Annotated in this window: 4 protein-coding genes; 2 read left to right on the plus strand and 2 right to left on the minus strand. The window is 54.2% G+C overall.

The genetic code is table 11. The features are described from left to right. Both AC1DH9_RS23280 and AC1DH9_RS23285 read right to left on the minus strand, forming a co-directional pair. Window positions 1-986: amino acid permease (locus AC1DH9_RS23280; protein ID WP_477808855.1), on the minus strand; the 986-nt coding region annotated here is incomplete at its 3' end. A gap of 137 nt (window positions 987-1,123) precedes the next feature. Next, window positions 1,124-2,392, minus strand: a complete 1,269-nt coding sequence (locus tag AC1DH9_RS23285) for a cystathionine gamma-synthase family protein (RefSeq protein WP_427542447.1) — start codon at window positions 2,390-2,392, stop codon at window positions 1,124-1,126. Window positions 2,393-2,729: 337 nt separating this feature from the next. Here AC1DH9_RS23285 and AC1DH9_RS23290 point away from each other — a divergent pair, with 337 nt between their 5' ends. Both AC1DH9_RS23290 and AC1DH9_RS23295 read left to right on the plus strand, forming a co-directional pair. Beyond that, entirely contained in the window at window positions 2,730-2,972 is a 243-nt protein-coding gene (locus AC1DH9_RS23290; RefSeq protein ID WP_427534336.1) for a hypothetical protein, read from the plus strand. A gap of 228 nt (window positions 2,973-3,200) precedes the next feature. Beyond that, window positions 3,201-4,493 (plus strand): OprD family porin, encoded by a 1,293-nt coding sequence (locus tag AC1DH9_RS23295; protein WP_477808856.1) that lies wholly within the window; start codon window positions 3,201-3,203, stop codon window positions 4,491-4,493. Window positions 4,494-4,519: the final 26 nt, after the last annotated feature.

Below are 4,519 nucleotides of genomic sequence, written 5' to 3' on the forward strand. Positions count from 1 at the left end.
GGCATATGTCCTTGATCGCTCAATGTCCACAGCATGCGCGATGCGGCATACAGCCCCGAGTTAGCGGCGGAAATCAGTGCCGTGAGAATGACGAAGTTCATAATGTCGGCAGAGTACGGGATGCCAATCAGCTCAAACACCATCACGAACGGACTTTCTACGAGCCCCGCTTGTTCTCGTGGCAGTAACGTCGCAAGGACGAAAATTGTCCCCACGAAGAACAGCGCCAAACGTACCACTGTCGTGCGGATTGCCTTGGGCACGCTAGTGTGTGGATCTTGCGCTTCACCTGCTGCAATTCCGATCAGCTCAGTTCCGGAAAATGCGAAGGAAACTGCCAGGAGAGTCATTGCTATGGGTAAAAACCCGGTGGGGAAAAGCCCTTCACGTGTGAAGTTGGAAAGTCCCGCCCCCTGCAAATTATGTACTTGCAAAAGACCGAAAATTGCCGCTCCGCCGATCACAATGAACGTGATAACGGTCAGAACCTTAATCAGCGAAAGCCAAAATTCAGTCTCCGCAAACAACCGGACAGAGACAACATTGCTTAAGAAAACTGCAATGGCAAATAGCGCGCTCCAAATCCAGACCGGTGTATCAGGAAACCACCGAACCATCAGTATGCCCGCAGCTGTAAATTCTGAACCGATAGCTACTGCCCAAGTGAGCCAGTAAAGCCAGGCCACTGTATAGCCTGTGCCTGGGCCCAGGTATCGCGTCGCGTAGCTACTGAAAGATCCGGTTTCCGGCATCTGTACCGCCAGTTCACCGAGACAGACCATGACTAAATACACCATCACTGCACCGATGATGTAAGCGATCACGGCGCCGAGTGGCCCGGCCTGATTAACCGTGTAACCGGAAGTAAGGAATAACCCCGTACCGATCACTCCGCCCAGTGCCAACATCACGATGTGGCGTGTTTGCATTTCTTTTTTGAAACGCGAGTTTGGATCGGGCTGATTATCTTCGATATGCGTCGACATAGTTTTATTCTCATGAAATGTGCGGACAAGCGTCCTTGTAACTGGCTGTTGGGCAGTACAATTTAGTTGTCGCTGGATTTTATTATTTTCATTCTTCATGAAGGGCTTAAGATGAATATCGAAAGTCCTGCCCGTACTCAGGCTCCGACCTCAATGAAGCGTTGGGCACTGTCAGCGTGAAGGCTCGCATCACTGTGTTTACTTCGCACTAAAGCGAAGGCTTGTTTTAGATCAGCCAATAAGTCTGCTGAATCTTCAATACCTACGGACACTCGAACCAAACCTTCGGAGATTCCAAGTGCCTGACGTTCTTCCAAGGTATTTTCTACGTGACTGGTCGTTCGAGCCGGCCCATAGATGGTCTCGACGGCGCCCAAATTACCCGCCCGATGCGCATATCTGAGCAGCGGGAGCAAACGAGTCACGGTGTCCATGCCCCCTTTCAGCACGAAGCTGACGATGGCTCCGAATCCGTTCATTTGCGAACGAGCGATGTCATGACCTGGATGTTGAGGCAACCCCGGATAATTMACAGACTCGACCAGCGGCTCGGTACAGAGGTACTCGGCCAAAAGCTTCGCGCTCGCCTGTTGCTGGCGAAGACGCAGAGCCAGAGTCTTGATGCCTCGGATGATCAGATACGCCGAAAAAGGATCCAGCGAAGCTCCATTGATTTCGCGGTAATGGCGAACTTGAGCCATCAAATGCTCGGCGCCGCAAACCACACCGCCGAGTACATCACCATGACCGGACAGGAATTTGGTCGCGCTGTGCACAACCACATCAACGCCTAAAGCGAGCGGATTCTGATTCAGAGGCGTCGCGAATGTATTGTCCGCAACAACCAAAGCGCCCACTCGCTTCGCCGCTGCCACAAGACGCCGAATATCAACGATTTTCAGCGTTGGGTTCGTGGGTGTTTCCAGGTACAGGACGCTGCAGCCTTTAGCGATCTCCTGCTCAAGCGCCACAGTCTCGAGCGTATCGCAAAGGGTTACCTCCACACCCATGCGTGGAAGAAACTCCTCGAAAATCTTGTTCGTACCGCCGTAGCTGTCACGCGTAGATATCACACGCTGCCCATAGGACAGGAAGGTGTGCAGTACACCGCTGATTGCGGCCATCCCGGTACTGAAAGCTACAGCCGACTCTGCGTTTTCGAGCTCGCAGAGTTTATCTTCCAAGACAGAGACAGTGGGATTGCTCATCCGGCTGTAAATGAAGCCCGGCTCCTTTCCCAATGCCACGTCATACCACTTATCAATATCGTCATAGCCATAGGCGGCACTGACCACGATGGGTGTCTGGGTCGCATTGTAGGGATGTTGAACCTGCTCTCCTCCCCATACGACTCGAGTCCCCATCCCGACCTCTGAAGCCTGGACGGCGCGTTTCTTATTTTCCATAAAATTGTCTCGCTTCAAGGGAAACACTACCGTGTTCCAAGTGGGCTTGGGAGGACTATATGGAAAGCTCATGCTTGTGAAAAATCATGATATCTGGGAGTTAGGGGTGCTTTTTTTAATGGCCGGATGCGAGTTCCCGTCATAGGCCTGCCGGCTGCCCACTACCGGCGCTATGATTATGAACAAAAGGTTGTGTCGTTCGATGAGGTCGTGCAGGGCCGCACCAGGGATTTGTACGTAACATTGCATAAGCCATGCGGTGACCAGAATAATCCGGGACGCGACCGTATTATCGTGACCAAGGCGGTGAGTAATACAACATATCAGGAGCTCCATCATGAGCCATGACAAGAACAAAGCGCAGGCCCTGGATGACCTGGAGGAAGCGACAGATGACATACGCCGAACTGACAATCATGCCGAGCGCCTGGAAGCGTTGTACAAGGCTCAAGGCATGCTGTACATGCTATGGCGTATTGATTGGGTGAGCAGCGAAGAATTCGAAGAACTGAAACTCAAGCTTCTCCGAGCTGATGCGCAGGCAGTGCGCCAGATAGAGGAGAAAGTGAAACCCGCGTGAGCGCGAATGACGAATAGAAAGGTGTCCCGCCCGGCAACAGTCGCCACGCTGTCTACAGCCGACGACATAGCGGCGCTACGCCTGAACATCTAAATTCGAAGGGAGGTCTGGGAGTCGACAAGCGATCGCCAATCAACGCATGTCGGCAACTGAGCACATTCGCTCAATCAACCAATGCGTATCCACTTGATCATTGACCCACATTCCACTGTCGCGGGTCATTGAAACATGAAGGTTTTCACCAAACCATTAACCGGGTCCGTAGTGCTTTTCGCACTGACCGAAACCGCGCTCGCCAGTGGTTTTACCGAAGATGCCAAAGTCGACGTACTCAGTCGCAACTTCTACCTGAACAACGACTACCGCTCGCCCTCGCCGAGCGGAAAGAATTACAAACAGGAATGGGCTCAAGGGTTTATCGGTACGTTCGTATCCGGTTTCACCGAAGGAATGATCGGCGTCGGTCTCGATGCCCATGCTTTTTACGGACTGAAACTGGACGGCGGCAAGGGTCATTCCGGCACTGGATTGCTACCGGTGAACAGTGACGGTCGCAGCGAGAGCGACTACTCCAGCGCTGGCGGCGCGCTCAAGCTGAAAGCCTCACGCACCACCCTCGCCTTTGGCGAAATGACGGTCGAGACGCCGGTATTCGACACCTCGGATAAACGCCTGCAACCGGAATACGCCACGGGTTTTCTGCTCAATAGCCGCGAGATCGACAATGTGAATCTGGTGGCCGGGCATTTCACCGCGTTCAAGAACCAGGACAGTTCATCCGGCAAAGGCGATTTCCAGGGCTACGGCGCCAACACGAAGGCCGGCGGGATCAGCATCATCGGCGTTGATCTGTTCAGCGACAGTCCGCTGGGTGGCGCGCTGTACGCCTCCGACCTCAGTGAAACCTGGCACCAGTACTATGCCAATCTGCACTTCAAACAGTCCGGCGTATTGCTCGACGCCAACCTCTATCACACCCGGGATTCCGGTCAGGCACTGGCCGGGGAAATCGACAACACCGCTTTCAGTCTCTCAGGCAAATACACCTTCGGTCCGCATGCGGTGATGCTCGGCTGGCAACGGATCAACGGCGACACGCCGTTCGATTTCGTCGGCGGTGACTCGATCTATCTGGCCAACTCGATCAAATACGCTGACTTCAACGGCGCCCACGAGCGCTCGTGGCAAGCCCGTTATGACCTGGATCTCGGTGCGTTCGGCATTCCCGGTCTGAATTTCGTGACCCGCTACGTTTCCGGCAGCCACATCGACGGCACTCACGCGCCCAAGGGTGGCGCCTATAACCCGTTCGACGCGGACAGCGGTGAGTACCAGCCACAACAAGGCGCCGGCGGCCGTCACTGGGAGCGCGATATCGACCTGCGCTACATCGTCCAGTCCGGTGCGGCGAAGGATCTTTCGGTGCAACTGTCCCAAGTCTCGCACCGGGCCAACAGCGCTCAGGCGGGTGATGACATTGACCGGATCTACGTGGTGATTCAGTACCCGCTGAAGTTTTGAATGCAGAAATCTGATCGCCCATAAGT

The organism is Pseudomonas sp. 05T35, assembly GCF_056396605.1.